We start from the raw sequence: 18,640 nt of genomic DNA, 5'->3' as shown, positions 1-18,640 counted from the left end.
GGCCGGTGGTGTTCTCGCCGTTCGGTCTGGGCGTGCTCGACCTGGCGGTCGGCAAACACGTCTACGACGAGGTGGCGCGCTCCGGTGAGCTGCACGTCGTCGAGGACTTCTTCCACGAGCTGCGCCGGCACGGGTGAGCGGCTCAGCCCGGCGCGTCGGCCACGGCGACACCGGTCAACGGCCGCAGAGCCGCGGTGTCGCCGACCGCCTGCGGCAGCAGGAGGGTGAAGATCGGGGGGGTGCGCCGGGTCAGCTCCAACCGGCCGTCCTCCGCCTCCGCGAGGCGGCGCGCCAGCGCCAGGCCGATCCCGTGCCCGTTGCGCCGGTCGGCCCGCCGGGCGAACAGAACACCCTCGGACTCGTGCACGCCGGCCCCCTCGTCGGAGACGTCGATCGCCACGGCGTCGGGGACCTCGCGGACGGTCACCGTCACGGTGCCCGCGCCGTGCGCCGTCGCGTTGTCCACCAGCACCGCGAGAACCTGCCGGACCGCCGCCACCGACGCGCGGGGGTCCGGCGCACCCGGCTCGACGTGCAGGCCCAGGCCGCGTCCCTGCAGCTCGAGGCGCCCGCGCCACTCCGGCGACATCTCGCCCAGCAGGTCTCGCAGGTCGATCCGGTCGGCCCGGGCGGCTTGCCGGTCGTGGGCGAGGGCGAGCAACTCCTCGATCGTCGCCTCGAGCCGATCCGCGTCGACGAGGCTCGCGGCGATCGCGCCCCGGAGATCCTGGTCCGGGAACTCGAGGGCGGCTTCGAGGCGCATCCGCAGGCCTGCGAGCGGCGTGCGCAGCTGGTGGGAGGCATCGGCGGAGAACGCGCGTTCCCTGGCGAGCAGATCGTCCAGACGGCCGGCGGTGTGGTCGAGCGCCGACCCGACCGAATCGATCTCCGCGACCCCGCCCGGCGTCGTGCGCACGCTGAAGTCGCCCTCGCCCAGCCGGCGCGCGGCGACGGCCAGGTCCTCCAGCGGCCGCGCCAGCCGGCGCGCCTGTCGGCGTCCGACGAGCCCCGCGGCGGCCAGGGCCAGCGCGGCGAGCACAGCCATCGCCACCCACACTGGCGCCACGCGCTGGAGGACGGCGTTGCGTGGAGTGGTGGCCCACACCGCGCCGATCACCTCGTTCTCGTAGGTGACCGGTACGACCGCCACGAGCTCGTCGCCGTCGGTGTCGGTTCCCACCCGGCCCGCGAGCGCGCGGGCGACCTCCGGCCCGCCCTCGCGGGGGCCGGGGCCGGCCAGCCGATCGCCGTCGTCGTCGTAGACGGTCACCAGGGTCGGCCCGGGGCGGTCGACGTCCCTGAACCGCTCGCCGTCGGAGACGTCCTCGGCCACCCTGATCGCGACTCCCGCCGCGGTGCGCGCCAGCTCGTTGTGCTGAACCTGCATCGCGTACTGGTACACGCCGATGCCGAGTGGCACCCCGAAGAGGACGATGGCGAGAACGGAGGCCCAGACCGCCACTCCGATGATTCGTGTGCGCACGAGCGCCTCCGTTCCGCGGCCGCCACGGCCACCACGCCCGGTGGTGCCCCAGTACTCGGTGGTGCCCCAGTACTCGGTGGCGCACCAGGATGACGCGTCCCACGAGCGGCGTCACTCCCGCCGCAGGCGCTCGTCAATTCATGCCGGAGGTGGCACCCCTGCGTGCCTGGGGATCACGCGGCCCGTCCGCGGGCCACGGCGCCAGCTCGAGCAGGGCTTCGCCCGGCGACTGCCGCGGCGCGGGCGCGACCTCGAACGTGCCGGCCTTGGTGATCGTGTCGGCGTCCTCGTCGAGGGACTCGCGCGACGCCCCCAGGAACCTGATCTCGAGCGGCCCGTTCGCCGCGCCCACGGCCAGGGCCGCCCGCAGCCGTTCGAGCACGAAGTCGAGGAACAGCCGTTCACCCGCGCGATGACGGGGCAGGTGCGCACGGGCCGTCAGCAGCTGGGAGCCGGCCGGGGCGTCCGCCGCCCCGTTGTCGGTCCACTCCAGCACGAGGAAGCACGCATCGGCCGCAGTCCCGTCCTGCGACCGACCGCCCTCGACGCGGTCGGCGTAGTTCACCAGAAGCGCCCTCAGGCCGGTGTCCCGGGCGATGAGGTCGAACACCGCGAAGCGAAGGTCCATCGTGATCGCCCCGTTCGTCGTCTGTGCGTACCCCGAATGGTAGGTACCCGAGCGTCAGCGGCAGGACACGCGAGGGCAAGCGGGTGGTAAAGCCTGACGGCTCAGGCAGGTCTGCGGCGCCGCTCGGCGATCGGATCGATCGCCAGCGTGGTGCCCAGCCAGCACCGCCGCCGGGCGCCGGACGGGAGGCGGCAGCGCGGCCACCCGCTGCTCGGTCGCGCTGCTCGCCATCGTCTCCGACCGGCCCTACGACCGGTCGAACTCCCGCGCCCCCAGCGCCCGCACGATCCCGGCGCGCCCCTCGGACACGAGCCTGCGCAGGGCGGGCGGGTGCGACTCGTCGGCGAGCCACACGTCGGCGGCGTCGACCGTCGGCTTCTCCACGGCCCAGGACGGGAACAGCCCGACCACGACCGACTGGGCCCGCTCGCTGGTGCGCCGTGACCAGACCTCGGCGACCTCGGCGAAGTAGCGCTCGACGTACCCGCCGAGCAGCGCGCGCTGCCCGGGGTGGCCGAACCCGCTGATGATCGCTTCCTGCACGGCGTTGGGGATGTCGTCGTCGTGCACGGCCCGCACCCAGGCGCGTTCCTTCGCCTCGGCGGTGGGCACGAGCGCCCTGGCGCGCTCGGCCTGCCGCTGGCCGGTGGACGTCGGGTCGCGCTCCAGCTCCTCGGCGATGTCGGTCTCACCGGCGGCCCCGTGGGCGACGAGCGCGTGCAGCAGCCGCCAGCGCAGGTCGGTGTCCATCGTCAGCCCGTCGGGCACGTCGACGTCGAGCAGCCAGCCGCGCATCTGCTGCACCACGTTGTCCGGCAGCACGCTCGCCGCGAGGGCGTTGACTCCCGCCAGCTGGGCGTCGGAACCGGCGGGAGCGGTGTCGAGGTAGAACCGGAGGGCGTCGACCAGCAGCGGCCAGCCCCGCTCGGCGGCCCACTGCTCGTCGGCGTAGGACGCCACGGCGGTCTGGGCCTGCAGCAGCAGCCGCTGCACCACGCCGATCTCGGTCTCCGCGCCGAAGCCGCCCGCCACCAGCGTGGTGAAGTCGCGTGCCTTGAGCTCGGCCTCCCGCGTCATCTCCCAGGCCGCCGACCAGCACAGCGTGCGCGGCAGCGGCTCGGCGATGTCGCCGATCCGGTCGACGAGCGTGGCGAGCGAACCCGGGTCGAGCCGCAGCGCGCAGTAGGTGAGGTCGTCGTCGTTGACCAGCACGAGCCGGCCCCGCGACACCCCCACCAGCTCGGGCACCGCGGTGCGCTCGCCCGCCACGTCGACCTCGACGCGGTGGGTCCGCACCAGCTTGCCGTCCTGGTCGTCGTAGACGCCCACGGCGATCCGGTGCGTGCGCAGCTCACCCGCGCCCGGCCGGGCGCCGCCCTGGACCACCTCGAAGCGCGTGAACGCCCCGCTGCCGTCGATGTCGAACGACGGGCGCAGCAGGTTCAGCCCCGTGGTGCGCAGCCACTGGGCGCCCCACCCGGACAGGTCGCGGCCCGAGGCCTTCTCCAACGCGCCGAGCAGGTCGTCGAACGTGGCGTTGCCCCACGCGTGCGCCTCGAAGTAGCTCCGCAGCCCCGCCAGGAACGGCTCCAGCCCGACGTACGCGACCAGCTGCTTGAGCACCGACGCGCCCTTGGCGTAGGTAATCCCGTCGAAGTTGACCTCGACGGCCTGCAGGTCGGGGATGTCGGCCGCCACCGGGTGCGTCGACGGCAGCTGGTCCTGCCGGTAGGCCCACGACTTCTCGACGTTCGCGAACGTCGTCCAGGCCTCCGTGTACTCGGTGGCCTCGGCCTGGCACAGCACCGACGCCCAGGTGGCGAACGACTCGTTCAGCCACAGGTCGTCCCACCAGCGCATCGTGACGAGGTCGCCGAACCACATGTGCGCCATCTCGTGCAGCACGGTCTCGGCGCGGCGCTCGTAGAGGAAGCGGGTGACGCGGGACCGGAAGACGTAGTCCTCCAGGAACGTCACGGCGCCGGCGTTCTCCATCGCGCCCGCGTTGAACTCCGGCACGAAGAGCTGGTCGTACTTGCCGAACGGGTACCGCACGCCGAAGTTGCGGTGGTAGAAGTCGAAGCCCTGCTTGGTCTCGGTGAACAGCCGCTCGGCGTCCATGTGGGGGGCCAGCGACGCGCGGCAGAAGATCCCCAGCGGGATGCCGTCGTGCTCGTCGCGCCACACCGCGTACGGGCCCGCGATCAGCGCAACCAGGTAGGTGCTCATGATCTCGCTGGTGGCGAACCGGTGCACCGCGGCGCCGCCGGTGCCCTCGCCGGTCTCGGCGACCGCGGCGTTCGATACGACCTCCCAGTCGGCGGGCGCGGTGACCGTGAGCGTGTAGCGCGCCTTGAGGTCGGGCTGGTCGAAGCAGGCGAACAGGCGCTTGGCGTCGGCCGTCTCGAACTGCGAGTAGAGGTACACGGCAACGTCGACCGGGTCGACGAACCGGTGCAGCCCCTCGCCGGTGTTCATGTACCGGCCGGTCGCCTCGACGCGCAGCTCGTTCTCCGCGGCCAGGGCCGGCAGCGCGATCCCGTCCTCCTCGCGGTAGCCGGAGACGTCGAGCGGCTGGCCGTTGAGGGTGGCGGAGGCGACCTCGGCGCCCGCGAAGTCGATCCAGCTCGCGGCACCGGGATCGGTGCAGCGGAAGCGCACGGTCGTGATGGTGGCGAACGTCGCGTCGCCGGGCTTGCCGCCGTCGGTGAGGTCGAGCTCGACCGCGTAGTCGGCGACCTCCAGCAGCGCGGCCCGCCGCTCGGCGTCGGTGCGGGTCAGGTTGGGCGGGGCCATGCGGTCTCGGGACTCCTTCTTCCGGGGGGATGGCTGCCGATCCAACCACGTGCCCGTGCCGGACGCCGACGAAAACCCGCCGCGGGAACACGGCGCGGCGGGGGCGGGTTGCACCGGAGAGCCGATTCATGAGTCTTCAAGGAAGGGAAGTGCCAATGGCGAGCACCGAGACCGCCCGCGTCGACTTCTGGTTCGACCCGCTGTGCCCGTGGGCCTGGATCACCTCGCGCTGGATGCTCGAGGTCCGCGAGGTGCGCGACGTCGAGATCAACTGGCACGTCATGAGCCTCTCCGTGCTCAACGAGGGACGGGACCTGCCGGACGACTACCGCAGGACGATGGACAAGGCCTGGGGACCGGTGCGCGTCGCGATCGCCGCCGCCCGGGAGAAGGGGCCGGAGATCCTCGAGCCGCTCTACACCGCGCTCGGCACCCGGATCCACGACCAGGGCAACAAGGACTTCGACGTGGTGGTCAAGGAGGCGCTGGCGGAGCTCGACCTGCCCGCCGAGCTCGCCGACGCCGCCACGAGCACCGCGTTCGACGACGAGCTCCGCGCGAGCCACAACCGGGGCATGGAGCCCGTCGGCCTCGACGTCGGCACGCCGACGATCCACGTCGACGGCGTGGCGTTCTTCGGGCCGGTGCTGTCGCGGATCCCCCGCGGCGAGGATGCGGGCAAGGTCTTCGACGGCGCGCGACTGCTCGCCGCCTACCCGCACTTCTTCGAGCTGAAGCGGACGCGCACCGAGGACCCGCAGTTCGACTGAGCCCGTCCACGTTGCAGCAAAGCCACTTTCATGCCATCCCGTTGCGTGAAAGTGGCTTTGCTGCAATCGGTGCGCCGCTCAGTACCGGGCGATCACCCGGTCGCGCAGCACCCCGGTCTCCAGCTCCATCTCGCGCACCCGGTGCTTGACGAGGTCGCCGATGCTGACCAGCCCGACCAGCGCGCCGTCCACCACCACCGGCAGGTGGCGGTAGCGACCGAACGTCATCCGGGCCATCGCGTGGGCCACGGTCTCGTCCGGCTCGCACGTCTCCACGTGCGGGGTCATCACCTCGCTCACCGGCTTGCCGAGCAGGTCGGAGCCGTACTTGCCGAGCGCGCGCACGATGTCGCGCTCGGAGACGATCCCGCGGATCGCCCGGTTCTCGTCGCACACGAGGACAGCGCCCACCCGGTGCCGATTCAGCCGGTCGACGACCTCCGCGACCGTGAGCCACGGCAGAACGGTGTGAACGTTGCGTCCCTTGCTGCCGAGGATGTCTGCGATCTTCATTCGCTCTCCCCTTGGTGCTCGCTGCGCTGACCGTGCCCCCATGGTCCTCCGATGCCGCGCGCTCCGCGAGGGTCGTACCCGGGTTCGGCGTACACGGTCGTGAATTCCCCTCGACCGGGGTTCCTCACCGGAACCACCGGTCTGACCAGCGCCGCAGCCGACCGGATGATCGTTCAGGGGTGGCGACCGGTGGCCGATCCGGCCGTTCGGCCCCCGGAAGCGGCTCCCGTGCCTAGCGTCCGCCGCCGTGTCCCGTCCGTCGCGTCCCGCCCCGTCGCCGCTGCTGGCCGTGGTCGCCGTCGCCGCGGTCCTGGGCGGCGTGCTCCTCGTCGCCGGCACGCTCGTCCCCGGCGCCGCGGTGGTCCCCGAGTGCGACGGGTACGTCACCGGGGCGTCCACCAGGGCGCAGGGCGGAGCGGCCGGGGTGGTGATCGGTGGCGTGATCGGGGCCGAGGAAGGCGCCTGCCGGGACGACGAGGAGCGGCCCGACGAGGAACGGGACGGCGAGGAACAGGGCGGCGGGTCCGGCGAGGTGCGCGTGGCCGCCGACGGCCGCACCTTCACCCGCGGTGGCGAGCCGTTCTTCTGGCTCGGCGACACGGCCTGGAGCCTGTTCGTCAACCTCAACCGCTCCGAGACCGAGGAGTACCTGGACACCCGCGCCGAGCAGGGCTTCACCGTGATCCAGGCGGTGGCGATCTTCCCGCAGGCCGGCGGGCCCGGCCCCAACCAGTACGGCGACGACCCGTTCGGCTCGGGCCTGGACGACCTCGCGGTCACCGAGGGGGACACGGGGGACGACGAGGAGCAGTACGACTACTGGGACCACGTCGAGTTCGTGGTGGAACAGGCCGCCGATCGGGGGCTGGTCGTCGCGATCCTGCCGGTGTGGGCCGACAAGCAGGCCGGCAGCCTGGTCACCGAGGGCAACGCGGGCGCGTACGGGGAGTTCCTCGGGGAACGCTTGGGCGGCCGGTCGAACATCGTGTGGGTGATGGGCGGGGACTCGCCCGCAGACGGCGTCGAGGACGTCTGGCGCGAGCTCGCCGCGGGGATCCGAGCCGGAGGCGGCGAGCAGCTGATGACCTACCACCCGCGCGGCGACCAGACCTCGATCACGTGGTTCGCCGAGGACGACTGGATCGACTTCCACATGCTGCAGGGCGGCCACTGCCTGCGCTACGACGTCCGGCAGGAGCTCGTGCGCAGCACCTACGCCGCGGGCAGGCCGTTCCTCGACGGCGAGTCGATCTACGAGGACCACCCGTACTGCTGGAAGCCGGAGGATGGCTTCTCCACGGCCCAGGACGTGCGCCGCGACGCCTGGTGGGCGGTGCTGGGCGGCGCCGCAGGCCACACCTACGGCCACCACGCCGTCTGGCAGTTCCTCGCCGACGGGCGCTCGGCCTCGCTGGGCGCCCGCGGCAGCTGGACCGAGGCGTTGGGCTTCCCGGGTGCGGGGCAGATGCGGCACGTGCGGGCGCTGGTGGAGTCGCGGCCGCGGGTCGAGCCCGCCGCCGACCTCGTCGCCGACGCGGGAGGCGGGGCCGAGCGCATCCAGGCCGCCGCAGCCGAGGACGGGTCGACGCTGATCGCGTACACGGCGGGCGGCTGGGACGTCACCGTCGACCTCGGTGTGCTCGCCGGCGACACCGCCCAGCCGTGGTGGTACGACCCGCGCACCGGCGAGAGCGTGGAGCTCGACCCCGTCGACGCGGGCGGCACGCAGACCTTCACCCCGCCCTCGGCCGAGGGCGACGAGGCCGACTGGGTGCTCGTCGTGGACGACGCCGACGAGGGTTTCGGGCCGCCCGGCGCCGGGTCCGCGGGGTCTCCCGCCGGGCGCTCGGACGATGCCGACGAGCGCTCCGACGAAGCAGCCGACCCGGATCTCACCGGGGCCTCCGGCCGCGACCTCGACGATCCCGACACCGAGGTCGGTCCCGGCACCGCGGACGATGCGCCTGCCGCCGAGCCGTCGGGGCAGTCGGAGCCGGCCGCCGTCGACCCGGTGTGGGACCGGCTCGCCGACTGCGAGTCCTCCGGCGACTGGGCCATCGACACCGGCAAGGGCTACTCCGGGGGCCTGCAGTTCGACGCCGCCACGTGGCGGGCGTACGGGGGCACCGAGTTCGCGCCGCAGGCGCACGAGGCCAGCCGGGAGGAGCAGATCGCGGTGGCCACCCGGGTGCGCGACGACCGCGGCGGCTACGGCTCCTGGCCCGCCTGCGCGAGGAGACTCGGCCTCCCGCGCTGACCCTGGGTGACGCCGTTGGGCCGAACGTGCCCAGCACCACATCCCCGCGGCGTGCGTGGTCGCACCGTGTGCACCGGGGGCCCGCCCCGGCTCGCTACCCTGGCGGGTGATGAGCGCGCCCGAGGACAGCCCGATCCGCGTCGGAGACCGATACCGTCTCGACGAGCGGATCGGTGCTGGTGCCATGGGCGCGGTGTGGCGCGCCACCGACGAGTTGCTGAACCGGACGGTGGCGGTGAAGGAGCTGCTCGCGGCCGCCGTCACGCCCACCGCGGGGGCCGAGGCCGCCCTGGAGGAGTCGCGCCAGCGGATCCTGCGGGAGGGCCGGATCGGCGCGCGGCTGCAGCACCCGCACGTCATCAGCATGTTCGACGTCGTCGTCCACGACGACCGGCCGTGGCTGGTGATGGAGTACCTGCCGTCCCGGTCGCTGGCGGCGATCCTGGGGGAGAAGGGCTCGCTCGAGCCGCGCGAGGTCGCCGAGATCGGCCGGCAGGTGGCCGACGGGCTCGCGGCCGCCCACGTCGCGGGTGTCGTGCACCGCGACGTCAAGCCGGGCAACGTGCTGATCGCCGAGGACGGACGCGTCAAGCTCACCGACTTCGGGGTCTCCCGCGCCGTCGACGACGTGCAGCTCACCCGCACCGGGCTGATCGCGGGCACGCCCGCGTTCCTCTCCCCGGAGGTGGCGCGCGGGCAGGACCCCACCGCCGCGTCCGACGTCTTCGCCCTCGGCGCCACCCTCTACGCCGCGGTGGAGGGCACCCCGCCCTTCGGTCTGGACGACAACGCGTACGCGCTGCTGCACAAGGTCGCCACCGGCGTGATCCGGCCGCCGGAGCAGGCCGGGCCGCTCACCGGCGTGATCATGAAGCTGCTGAGCATCGAGCCGGACGACCGGCCGTCGGCCGCGCAGGCCAGGGATGCGCTCGCCGCCGTGGCCTCGGGTCGCGAGTCCGGGCTGGCGGCCCCGGCCACCACGGCCGTCATGGGCGGGTCCGTCGCTGCCGCTGCCGGTTCCGGCCCCGCGACCGTGGCCGACATACCCCGCCCGGCGCCCGCGCCCGCCCGGGATGCCGCCGACGACCGCCGTCGGCGCGCCCCGCTGCTCATCGCGGCGGTGCTCGCGGTGCTGCTGATCGGGGGCGCCATCACGGCGCTGGCGCTCGCGAACAGCGGCGGCGGCGACCCGGGCGAGAACCAGGCCCTGCCGCCCGCGGCCACGAGCACGAGCCCGCCGGCACCCACGAGCTCGGAGGCCACCACGGCGCCTCCCACGAGCACACAGACGCCCACCACCACCCAGCCCGCGCCGACCTCGGCCGCGCCGTCGCCCACCCCGGCGCCCACCAGCGCGCCCCCGCCCCCGCCGCCGCCCGCCACTGATCCGGTGGCGTTCGTGCAGAACTACTACGGTCTGCTGCCGGGCAACACCGACGCCGCGTTCGCGCTGCTCAGCCCGTCCGCCCAGGCGGCATCCGGCGGCCGGTCGGGCTTCGAGAACTTCTACGGGGGCATGGAGTCGGTGTCGCTGCAGAACGTGCGGCAGACCGGGGAGAACACCGTGGAGGCCACCGTCGTCTTCGACCGGCGCGAGGGCGACACCACCAACGAGCCCTACGAGTTCGTGGTAGGCACCGGGTCCGACGGGGAGCCGATCCTGCAGTCGTTCAGCCGGCTGTAGCGCTCAGGCCGTCCGCTCGGCGAGCCCCAGCAGGTGGGCGGTCACCCACGCCACCACCTCGCGGACGAACACGGCCCGGTTGGCGACGCCGTGCACCTCGTGCCCCTCGTCGGGGAACAGCAGGAAGCCGGGCGCGGCGCCGCGGTCGCGGAGGGCGGCCACGATCTGCTCCGCCTCGACGAGCGGCACGTTCGTGTCGTGGGCGCCGTGCACCACGAGCAGGGGCGCCGCGATCCGATCGACCCGGTGCAGCGGGGAGAGCTCGCGCAGCAGGCCGGCGTCGGCGTCGGGATCGCCGTACTTCCCGACGGCCGCGGCGGCGATCCACGGCTCGGTGGCCGCATAGAACGTGGCGAAGTCGGCCATCCCGCACACGTCGACGCCCACCGCGAACAGGTCGGGGAACCAGGCCAGGGCCGCGAGCGTGAGGTAGCCCCCGTAGGAGCGGCCCGCCACGCCGACCCGCTCCGCGTCGGCGAGACCGCCCGTGACCAGGAAGTCGACGGCGGCGCGCACGTCGGTGATCGCGGCGAACCGCCGGTCGTGGTCGTCGGCGGCGGCGAAGCTGCGCCCGTATCCCCCCGAGCCGCGCACGTTCGGCGCGAACACGGCCACGCCCTCCGCGAGCAGGGCCTGGAACAGCGGCTGGAACGTCGGCCGCTCCTGCGCCTCCGGCCCGCCGTGCAGCCACAGCAGCGTGGGGAGCGGACCGAGCGCGGCGCGCGGCCGGAACAGCCAGCCGGACAGGCGCAGCCCGTCCTCGGCCGGGAACTCGTGCAGCGTCGGCTCGACGAGGTCGCCCCCGTCCGGGGGGACGGCGGGCAGCAGCGGGCCGGCCTCGCCCGGCGCGCCGAGCCCGATGCGGGCGAGCTGCGGGGGAGCCGCGGGCCCCTCGCACCCGACGAGCAGGGCGTGCCCGTCGCGGGTGAACGCCACCGCGGTGACGACGTCGCCCGGTGCGGGCGCAACGGGTTCCACCCGGCCGGAGCGCAGGTCGAGCAGCTCCACCTCGCTCCGCCCGTCGACGTTCCAGACGAGCGCGGCTCGCGCGCCCGCCGGATCGAGCGCCGCGATGTCGAGGTCGTCGTCGGGGCGCTCGGCAACCGGACGCAGGTTCGACACCGCGCCGTTGCCGTCCAGGGTGACGGCGAGCAGGGCCACGCGCTCGCGGCCAGCGTCGGTGTGCACGTACAGCAGCCGCCCGCCGCCGCCGAATCGGGCGTCGGCGACCGTGGCACCGCCGCCGGGCAGCAGCTGTGTGCGCAGCCCGGTGTGCAGGTCCACCAGCTCCAGGCGCCGGGCCCCGCGCCTGCCCAGCCGCACCACCGCGCGCCTGCCGTCCCTGCTCACCGCGCAGACGCGGGCGGCGGGTCCGGCCGCGAGCACCGTGGACGTCCCGTCCCGGACGTCGAGCAGGCAGGCCTGCCCGTCGCCCGACCCCTCCGGGAAGATCGTGACGCCCAGCCGGCGTCCCGTGGGGGACCACGACCCGAGGGTGACGGCGGCCGCGCGGGGGGCCAGCCGGGTGACCCGGGTGCCGGCCGGGTCGACGAGGTGCACCTGGGTGCGTTCGCCGCCGTCGGGTGCCACCTGGCAGGCGAGCCTGCTGCCGTCGGGCGACCAGCTCAGCGCCTGCACGTCGGACGGCACCGGCAGGGGGCCGTCGGGCTCGACGACCGGCCCGCCGTCCGTCGGCAGCGGGGCCAGCCAGGCTCGTGGCCTGCCGTCGCGGTCGGAGATCCACGCCAGCGTCGTGCCGTCGGGGGAGGGGACGGGGTCGGCGTAGCGCGGCGTCGACAGCAGGGCGGACAGCACGTCCGGGTACGGCGCCCACCGCAGCGCGTCGGGCGTCGTCGATGCTGCGCTCGCGCGCTCGCTCACGTCAGATCCCCCTCTCCTGCAACCACATCTCCAGCAGCGCCACCTGCCACAGGGCGTTCGAGCCGAGGGTGGTGCGCTGCGTGTTCGGGTCGGCGAGCATCGCATCCAGCCAGTCGCGACGCACCAGCCCCCTGGCCTTCGCCACCGGATCGGTGACGGCGGCGCGCACCCGCTCCAGGAACGGGCCCTCCAGGTGGCGGATGGCCGGTACCGGGAAGTAACCCTTCGGCCGGTCGATGATCTCGTCCGGGACCACGCCGCGCGCCGCGTCCTTGAGCACGCCCTTCCCGCCGTGCGCGAGCTTGAGCTCCGGCGGGCAGGCGGCGGCGAGCTCCACCAGCTCGTGGTCGAGGAACGGCACCCGGGCCTCGAGGCCCCACGCCATCGTCATGTTGTCGACGCGCTTCACCGGGTCGTCCACGAGCATGACCGTGGAGTCCAGGCGGAGCGCGGCGTCGAGTGTCTCCTCGGCCCCGGGCGCGGCGAAGTGCTCGGCGATGAACGCGCGGCTGGGGTCGTGGTCGAGCAGCCACTCGGGTTCCAGGATACCGGCGAGCTCGGTGTGCGGGCGGTCGGTGAACACCTCGGCGTACGCGGCGACGGCGCGCTCGCGCGGCACGTCCGCGAGTGGCGGGTACCAGTCGTAGCCTGCCAGGACCTCGTCGGCACCCTGCCCGGACTGCACCACCGTGACCGACCGGCGGACCTCCTCGGACAGCAGGTAGAACGCGACGCAGTCGTGGCTGACCATCGGCTCGGCCATCGCGGCGATCGCCCCGTCGACGGCGGGCAGCATGCGGGCGGGGTCGACGAGGATCTGGTGGTGGTCGGTGCCGAAGTGCTCCGCGACGAGGTCGGAGTACGCGAACTCGTCGCCGGACTCGCCGCCCGTGGCGTGGAACCCGACGCTGAACGTCTGCAGGCCGGTCTGCCCCTCGTCGGCGAGCAGGGCGACGACCAGCGAGGAGTCGAGCCCGCCGGACAGCAGCACGCCCACCGGGACGTCGGCCACCATCCGCCGCTGCACCCCCCGGCGCAGCGCCACGAGCACCGCGTCGGCCCAGTCCCGGGCGGACATCCCGGCGTGCTCGGGGCTGCGGGTGTGCGGAGGGCGCCAGTAGACGCGGTCGGTGGACGTGCCGTCGGGGCGGACCGTCCGGACGGTCGCGGGCGGGAGCTTGCGGACCCCGGCCAGGATCGTGCGCGGCGCGGGGACGACCGAGTGGAACGTCAGGTAGTGGTGCAGGGCCACCGGGTCGATCGACGTGTCCACCTCACCGCCCGCGAGCAGGGCGGGCAGCGACGACGCGAACCGCAACCTGCCCGCAGCCTCGGCGAGGTAGAGCGGCTTGATCCCGAGCCGGTCCCGGCCGAGCGTGAGCACGCCGCTGTCGCGCTCGGCCACGCCGAAGGCGAACATGCCGAAGAAGTGGTCGACGCAGCGCGGGCCCCAGCGGTGGAACGCCTTGAGCAGCACCTCCGTGTCCGAGGTGGAGAAGAACCGGTAGCCGGCGGCCTCCAGCTCGCCGCGCAGCTCCCGGTAGTTGTAGATGCAGCCGTTGAACACCGCGGCGAGCCCGAGCTCCGCGTCCACCATCGGCTGCCCGCCGCGCTCCGACAGGGCGATGATCTTCAAGCGGCGGTGCCCGAGCGCGATCGCCCCCGACGCGTACAGTCCGGAGCCGTCCGGGCCACGGTTGCGCATCACGCCCGCGACGCGCGCGACGGCCGCCACATCCGGGCCGGCGCCGTCCCACCGGATCTCTCCCGCGATACCGCACATGAACGCCCTCCGGCCGGTTGGTGTCCTGACCGACGAGTGGACGACGCGGTGGCGGCCCGGCGCAAGCCGAGGAGCAGGTGTCAGGAAAGCCACGTTCCTGAAACGTCAGGAACGTGGCTTTCCTGACGCTTCGCAGCCTCACCCTGTCGGTGGGCTGTGATGGACTGCCCGCATGACCGAACCGACGCTGGGCGTGGTGTTCCGACCGCAGTCGCCTCCGGAGCGGCTCCGCGAGATCGTGCTGGCCGCCGATTCGGCCGGGGTGCCCGAGCTCTGGCTGTGGGAGGACTGCTTCCTCGAGGGTGGCCTCACCACCTCCGCGGCGGCGCTCGCGTGGTCGCGGCGGCTGCGGGTCGGGATCGGGCTGCTGCCCGTGCCGCTGCGCAACCCGGCCGTCACCGCGATGGAGATCGCCGCCCTCGCCCGGATGTTCCCCGGGCGGTTCCTGCCGGGGCTCGGCCACGGCGTCCTCGACTGGATGGCGCAGGTCGGAGCCCGGGCCGCGTCGCCGATGGGGCTGCTGTGCGAGCACACCGCGGCCGTCCGCGACCTGCTGCACGGGCAGACGCTCCACGTCGACGGCCGCTACGTCCACCTCGACGGCGTGGCGCTGGACTGGCCGCCGGAGCAGGTGCCGCCGCTGCTGATCGGCGCCAGGGGCCCGAAGACGCTGCACCTCGCGGGCGAGCTGGCCGACGGCGTCATCCTCGACAGCGGCATCACCGCCGACGGCGTGCGGGCGGCGCGGCGCAGCGTGCAGGAGGGCCGGGCCGCCGCGGAGCGCACCGACCCCTTCCGCATCCTGGTCTACGTCGAGGTCGACGCCACGTCGCCCGCGCTCGCAGCGCAGATCGACAAATCCGTGGAGGAGCTCGGCGCCGCCGGCGCCGATGCACTGATCTTCCAGGGCACCGGCGAGGCGCCCGACCCGGAGCCGCTGATCGCCGCGCTGGCGGAGAGGGCGTGAGGGCAGAGGACTACCAGACCACCTGCACGCCGGGGAATGCAGCCAACGCCCGGTCGGTCGTGACGAGGGGAAGCGACTCGATCATGCATTGTGCCGCGATCACCCGATCGAACGGGTCGCGGTGCTCCCAAGTCAGCATGCCGGCAGCCAGCGCGTGCCGAGAGCTGATCGGGAGTTCCGTGGCGCGCAGGCGTCGGAGGTGATCGCCGTAGCCGTAGACCAGTGCGTGGGCCTCGCCGAGCTTCCCGAGGCGGTACTTCGTACCGATCTCCCAGGCGCTGGCGGCGGACACGAGCACATCGGTGTCCGCCGCGCGGATGCGATCGAGTGTGCGAGCAGGAATCCGGTCCGGGTCGAGCAGCGTCCAGAGCAGCGCATGAGTATCGAGTAGGAGCCGTGAGGTCAACTCCACAGCTCCAGCTCGTCGTCCGGCAGCGGATCGAAGAAGGAGTCGGGTACCGACCCCGTCACGAATCCGACCGGCCGCGGCGGCGGTGGCCCGACCGGAACGAGCCGGACGACCGGTGTGCCGTCCCGGGCGATGATCACGTCCTCGCCGCCCTCGGCCTGCGCCAGGATCTGCGAGAGCCGTGTCTTCGCCTCCTGCACGTTCACCTGGACCGTCATGCGGCTAGGCTACCTGACCAAGTCCCCTTGGCCAAGCACCTCATCGCAGTACCCACGTGTCCTTCGCCCCGCCGCCCTGCGACGAGTTCACGATCATGCTCCCGGCCGGGGCCACCCTGGTGAGTGCGGCGGGCGGCACCTCCACGGCGGCCCCGTCGGCCGTGCGGGACTGCAGCACGAACGCCCGCAGGTCCACCGCGCGCCGTTCGAGCCTGCGCCCCGAGAACGTCGGGTGGGTCGACAGCATCACCGGGTCCTGGGCCACCCACCGCGCCGGGTCCGCGCGCACGGCATCGGCCAGCTCGGCGAGCTCGGCCCGGCTCGCCTGCGGCCCGATCACGATGCCGCGCCCGCCGAACCCGTCCACCGGCTTGAGCACGAGCTGGTCGAGGCGGTCGAGCACCTCGGCGCAGCGCTCCGGGTCCACGCACGGGTAGGTCGGAACGTTGTCGAGCAGCACCTTCTCGCCCAGGTAGTAGCGGATCATCTGCGCGACGTAGGCGTAGACGAGCTTGTCGTCGGCCACCCCGTTGCCCAGCGCGTTGAGCAGCGCCACGGTGCCCGCGGCCGCCGCGTCGGCGAGCCCGGGGCCGAGCGTGCGGCCGTCGGCGTCCACCGCGTCGCGCAGCACCTCCTCGTCGATGCGCCGGTAGAGCGCCGACAGCCGGCCGCCGGAGTCCGCCACCTGCACGCCGTCCGCCGTCACGCGCAGGTCGGCCGGGGTCACCAGGGGCACACCCATCCGCTCTGCGAGCAGCCGGTGCTCGAAGAACGCCGAGTCGGCAGGCCCGGCCGACAGCACCGCCACCTCGCCGTCGTCCGCCACGGCCGAGAGCAGCGCTGCGCGCAGCTGCCCGGGCACGCGCTCCAGCCCGACGACGCCGGTGGGCGGTTCGAGATCGGGCATGACGCTGCGGATCAGGCGCCTGCTCATCAGCGCGTACCCGATCCCGGACGGCACGCGCAGGTTGTCCTCCAGCACCAGCCAGCGGTCGGCGCGGTGGCGCACGAGGTCGATGCCGGCCACCGCGATGCGCACGGCGTCCGGTGCGAGGCGCTCGCCCGCGGGGTTGCGCGCGGGGGCGTCGTCGACGACCCGGGCCGGGACCACCCCGTCGGCGACGATGGCGCGCTCGCCGTACACGTCCCGCAGGAACGCCTCGAGCGCCCGCACCCGCTGCACCAGCCCGGCGCTGAGCCCGGCCCAGTCCTCGGCGGTGACGATGCGCGGCACCAGGTCGAGGGGGAACAGCCGGTCGTCCTCCCCGTCGCCCACCCGGAACGTCACCCCGCGGGCTCGCTGCTCGGTGTGCAGCGCCGACTCGGCCGCCACCATCCCGCGCGCGCCGAGCCGGTCGAGTGCCCGGAACATCCAGCCGTACTGCGGGAGCACGGTACCGCCCCCGCTGACGGCCTCGTCGACCGCGGCGTTCTCCGGATCGCCGCCGTGGTAGCCGACGAGCAGGTCCGGCGTGGCCGGCACGGTCGCGGCCGGCTCGTGCCGCGGGGCCCGGCCCTGGGTGTGCGCGAGCAGGGCGTCGACCACGTCGGTCAGCTCGCCGCGGCGGCCGAACGCCCGGCGCTGCTGCGCCGCCGAGCTGCCCCGGGCGAGCGCGGCCTGCGACAGCTCGAGCACCTGCTCCCAGTCGCCGTGCTCCTCCAACTGCGGGCGCAGCTGCCCCATGAGCTGGCCGACGAGCAGCGGCGGCGACACCAGCGCGGGCCCGATGAGGTCGACGAGGTCGCCTTCCAGCCCCGAGCGGGCCGCGCGCCAGCTCGCGGCCCGCACCAGCTCGTTGCGGTAGCCCGGCAGCGGCAACCCGGCGTCGAGGTCGACCCTGGCCTTCGTCACCAGCGCGCGGAACAGCCCGGCGACGAACACGACGTCGTCCACGTGCGGGCAGGCGTCGCACACCCGCAGCTCGACGGTGGGCAGATGGGCGCTCGGCCGGATGTCGAAGTAGACCATCCCCGGGTCGCTGATCGTGCCGGAGGCGATGAGGTCGGCGACCATCGCGTCGTAGTCCGCGGCCGTCTCCACCGAGGCAGGCGGGCCCGCGGTGGGCCAGCGCGACCAGACCATCGACCGGAAGCTGGCGTAGCCGGAGTCGTTGCCGCGCCAGTACGGCGAGCTGGCCGAGATGGCCAGCAGGATCGGCAGGTAGGGGGCGACTCGGCGGACCACCTGCACGGCCACGTCCCGGTCGGGCACCTCGACGTGCACCTGGTCGCCGCAGATGTGCTGCTCGCGCACCAGCAACTGGTACTCGTGCTGCATCTTCTCGTAGCGGGCGCCCGCGGAGATCGCGTCGCTGCAGAGATCGGCGAGCGGCACGGTGCCCGCCGCGACCACGCCCAGCCCGAGCGGCTCCGCGGCCCCCTCCAGCCGGGCCCTCAGCCTGCGGAGGTGCTCGCGCAGCTCGTCCAGGCCGGTACACACGGGGCTGTTGGTCTCCACCGCAGAGCGCTGCAGCTCCGGGACGAACTCGGGCCCGTCGAGCCGCTCGAGCAGCGCGTCGACCTGCGGGGCCGAGCAGCGGGTCTCCAGGTCGACGACGTGGAACTCCTCCTCCACGCCGATCCGCGGCAGGCCGGTCATGCGTAGGCGGCGTCGAAGAAGGCGAGCTCCAGGTCGACGGCACGGGTGAACAGGGCCGCCACCCGCTCGCGCCCGGCCCCGTCGAGCCCCGCGACGACGCGGTCGAACTCGGCGCGCAGGAACGCCACCCACTCCTCGAACGCCAGGCCGCGGTGCAGCTCGATCCACTCGGCGCAGATCCGGTCCTCGGGGAGGTCGACGCCGGGGCGGGTGGCCCAGTCCAGGTAGAGCCACTCGGCCACCAGGAGCACGGTCATGCAGGACGCGTAGTCCGCGCTGCGCCGGGCCTCGTCCATCAGGGCGAGGAACCCGCGGGTCGGCTCCGTCAGGTGCGGGGCCGTGCGCTCGGTCAGCGGCACGTCCAGGGCGTCGAGGGCGCGGGCGAAGAAGTCGTTCTCCGGGCCGGCCACCAGGCCCACCTGGCGGGCGTGCACGACCCGTGACCCGGGCCGGTCCGCGCCGGCGACGGCCGCGCCGAGCAGCGCCACGAACGCGTCGAAGAACTGGTGGTCCTGCACGAGGTAGGTGGTGAGCGCCGCGGGGTCGACCTCGCCCCGCCAGAGCTCGTCGACGAACCGGTGCCCGACGGCGGCGTCCCAGGTGGTCGCCGTCTGCTCGCGGAGCTGCGCGCTGAACGTCACGGCGCGACCTT

Annotated in this window: 14 protein-coding genes and 1 pseudogene; 5 read left to right on the top strand and 10 right to left on the bottom strand. The window is 73.9% G+C overall.

The window, feature by feature from the left end:
- Positions 1–137, top strand: a pseudogene (locus KME75_RS43285) (2,3-diaminopropionate biosynthesis protein SbnB); the annotation flags it as partial.
- Positions 138–142: 5 nt separating this feature from the next.
- On the opposite strand, the gene KME75_RS17895 reads toward KME75_RS43285, so the two are convergent.
- The 3 genes from KME75_RS17895 to pepN form a co-directional block, all read right to left on the bottom strand.
- Positions 143–1,483 (bottom strand): sensor histidine kinase, encoded by a 1,341-nt coding sequence (locus KME75_RS17895; RefSeq protein ID WP_219415978.1) that lies wholly within the window; start codon positions 1,481–1,483, stop codon positions 143–145.
- A 133-nt stretch (positions 1,484–1,616) separates the two neighbouring features.
- Entirely contained in the window at positions 1,617–2,111 is a 495-nt protein-coding gene (locus KME75_RS17890) for a hypothetical protein (protein WP_219415977.1), read from the bottom strand.
- Between the two features lie 246 nt (positions 2,112–2,357).
- On the bottom strand, positions 2,358–4,907 hold the full coding sequence (gene pepN / locus KME75_RS17885) for an aminopeptidase N (RefSeq protein ID WP_219415976.1): 2,550 nt from the start codon (positions 4,905–4,907) through the stop codon (positions 2,358–2,360).
- Positions 4,908–5,062: 155 nt separating this feature from the next.
- On the opposite strand from pepN, the gene KME75_RS17880 reads away from it, so the two are divergent.
- Positions 5,063–5,677 (top strand): mycothiol-dependent nitroreductase Rv2466c family protein, encoded by a 615-nt coding sequence (locus KME75_RS17880; protein WP_219415975.1) that lies wholly within the window; start codon positions 5,063–5,065, stop codon positions 5,675–5,677.
- Between the two features lie 78 nt (positions 5,678–5,755).
- Here the strand turns inward: KME75_RS17880 and KME75_RS17875 are convergent, their stop codons facing one another.
- Positions 5,756–6,190 carry a CBS domain-containing protein gene (locus KME75_RS17875; RefSeq protein WP_219415974.1) on the bottom strand — a complete coding sequence of 145 codons (435 nt, stop codon included), beginning with the start codon at positions 6,188–6,190 and terminating at the stop codon, positions 5,756–5,758.
- 247 nt (positions 6,191–6,437) lie between these two features.
- On the opposite strand from KME75_RS17875, the gene KME75_RS17870 reads away from it, so the two are divergent.
- Both KME75_RS17870 and KME75_RS17865 read left to right on the top strand, forming a co-directional pair.
- Positions 6,438–8,447: an apiosidase-like domain-containing protein gene (locus KME75_RS17870; protein ID WP_219415973.1), complete on the top strand. Its 2,010-nt coding sequence runs from the start codon at positions 6,438–6,440 to the stop codon at positions 8,445–8,447.
- Between the two features lie 109 nt (positions 8,448–8,556).
- The gene (locus KME75_RS17865) at positions 8,557–10,131 is read left to right on the top strand and encodes a serine/threonine-protein kinase (RefSeq protein ID WP_219415972.1); all 1,575 of its coding nucleotides are present in this window, start codon (positions 8,557–8,559) and stop codon (positions 10,129–10,131) included.
- Positions 10,132–10,134: 3 nt separating this feature from the next.
- Here the strand turns inward: KME75_RS17865 and KME75_RS17860 are convergent, their stop codons facing one another.
- Positions 10,135–12,012, bottom strand: coding sequence for a S9 family peptidase (locus KME75_RS17860; RefSeq protein WP_219415971.1), 1,878 nt, complete (start codon positions 12,010–12,012; stop codon positions 10,135–10,137).
- Position 12,013: 1 nt separating this feature from the next.
- Entirely contained in the window at positions 12,014–13,795 is a 1,782-nt protein-coding gene (locus tag KME75_RS17855) for an N-acetylglutaminylglutamine amidotransferase (protein WP_219415970.1), read from the bottom strand.
- 172 nt (positions 13,796–13,967) lie between these two features.
- Between KME75_RS17855 and KME75_RS17850 the strand changes: the two genes are divergently transcribed.
- Positions 13,968–14,762, top strand: coding sequence for an LLM class flavin-dependent oxidoreductase (locus KME75_RS17850; protein WP_219415969.1), 795 nt, complete (start codon positions 13,968–13,970; stop codon positions 14,760–14,762).
- A gap of 10 nt (positions 14,763–14,772) precedes the next feature.
- On the opposite strand, the gene KME75_RS17845 is transcribed toward KME75_RS17850, so the two are convergent.
- Genes KME75_RS17845 through KME75_RS17830 form a run of 4 tightly spaced genes read right to left on the bottom strand, consistent with a single transcriptional unit; the run spans position 14,773 to position 18,629 of the window.
- Complete coding sequence (locus tag KME75_RS17845; RefSeq protein ID WP_308282867.1) at positions 14,773–15,174, bottom strand: type II toxin-antitoxin system VapC family toxin; 402 nt, start codon at positions 15,172–15,174, stop codon at positions 14,773–14,775.
- Complete coding sequence (locus tag KME75_RS17840; RefSeq protein ID WP_219415968.1) at positions 15,165–15,389, bottom strand: type II toxin-antitoxin system Phd/YefM family antitoxin; 225 nt, start codon at positions 15,387–15,389, stop codon at positions 15,165–15,167. Before KME75_RS17840 ends, KME75_RS17845 begins: the two co-directional genes overlap by 10 nt.
- Positions 15,390–15,429: 40 nt before the next feature.
- Positions 15,430–17,988 (bottom strand): carboxylate--amine ligase/circularly permuted type 2 ATP-grasp protein, encoded by a 2,559-nt coding sequence (locus tag KME75_RS17835; protein ID WP_219415967.1) that lies wholly within the window; start codon positions 17,986–17,988, stop codon positions 15,430–15,432.
- Positions 17,985–18,629: a TenA family protein gene (locus tag KME75_RS17830; RefSeq protein WP_219415966.1), complete on the bottom strand. Its 645-nt coding sequence runs from the start codon at positions 18,627–18,629 to the stop codon at positions 17,985–17,987. Before KME75_RS17830 ends, KME75_RS17835 begins: the two co-directional genes overlap by 4 nt.
- Positions 18,630–18,640 lie beyond the last annotated feature (11 nt).

Origin of the sequence: Pseudonocardia nigra (assembly GCF_019396355.1) — a bacterium.
GTDB classification, from domain to species: Bacteria; Actinomycetota; Actinomycetes; order Mycobacteriales; family Pseudonocardiaceae; genus Pseudonocardia; species Pseudonocardia nigra.
Note: the sequence above shows the minus strand (reverse complement) of the source record. Positions and strands in the feature narration are given on the sequence as shown.

Excerpts from the sequence above, each read along its gene's own strand:
- pepN (WP_219415976.1), bottom strand. The coding sequence starts at position 4,907 with ATGGCCCCGCCCAACCTGACCCGCACCGACGCCGAGCGGCGGGCCGCG.
- KME75_RS17855 (WP_219415970.1), bottom strand. The coding sequence starts at position 13,795 with ATGTGCGGTATCGCGGGAGAGATCCGGTGGGACGGCGCCGGCCCGGAT.
- KME75_RS17865 (WP_219415972.1), top strand. The coding sequence starts at position 8,557 with ATGAGCGCGCCCGAGGACAGCCCGATCCGCGTCGGAGACCGATACCGT.
- KME75_RS17875 (WP_219415974.1), bottom strand. The coding sequence starts at position 6,190 with ATGAAGATCGCAGACATCCTCGGCAGCAAGGGACGCAACGTTCACACC.
- KME75_RS17850 (WP_219415969.1), top strand. The coding sequence starts at position 13,968 with ATGACCGAACCGACGCTGGGCGTGGTGTTCCGACCGCAGTCGCCTCCG.
- KME75_RS17840 (WP_219415968.1), bottom strand. The coding sequence starts at position 15,389 with ATGACGGTCCAGGTGAACGTGCAGGAGGCGAAGACACGGCTCTCGCAG.
- KME75_RS17835 (WP_219415967.1), bottom strand. The coding sequence starts at position 17,988 with ATGACCGGCCTGCCGCGGATCGGCGTGGAGGAGGAGTTCCACGTCGTC.
- KME75_RS17890 (WP_219415977.1), bottom strand. The coding sequence starts at position 2,111 with ATGGACCTTCGCTTCGCGGTGTTCGACCTCATCGCCCGGGACACCGGC.
- KME75_RS17880 (WP_219415975.1), top strand. The coding sequence starts at position 5,063 with ATGGCGAGCACCGAGACCGCCCGCGTCGACTTCTGGTTCGACCCGCTG.